1 protein-coding gene is annotated in these 357 nt (G+C 68.1%); it reads left to right on the forward strand.

The window, feature by feature from the left end; all coding sequences use genetic code 11:
- Positions 1 to 92 precede the first annotated feature (92 nt).
- Positions 93 to 357 (forward strand): alcohol dehydrogenase catalytic domain-containing protein (locus SB756_RS28590; RefSeq protein WP_410912877.1); only part of this gene is annotated, 265 nt, incomplete at its 3' end.

Genomic DNA, 357 nt, shown 5'->3' on the forward strand with positions numbered 1-357 from the left:
TCGGTCGGCCGTCCTCACGGTGCGCCCGGGGCTTCTATGCTTGTAGCCCTGCCTTCGGATCATTCGCTCTCCCTCACACAGGAACGCTGATCATGCAAACCTTCGGTTACGCAGCGCAGTCCGCCGGGGTTCCCCTGGCGCCTTTCACCTTCCACCGTCGCGCCCTGCGCGCCAACGATGTGGCGATGGAAATCCTCTATTGCGGGGTCTGCCACTCCGACCTGCACCAGGCGCGCAACGACTGGGGCGCCAGCCGCTACCCCATGGTCCCGGGCCACGAGATCGTCGGCCGGGTCCCCGCCGTCGGCCCCGAGGACAACCGGCACAAGGACGCCGACAGCGTCGCCGTCGGCTGCA

Source organism: Pseudomonas sp. SIMBA_068 (genome assembly GCF_046534705.1).
Lineage (GTDB): Bacteria > Pseudomonadota > Gammaproteobacteria > Pseudomonadales > Pseudomonadaceae > Aquipseudomonas > Aquipseudomonas putida.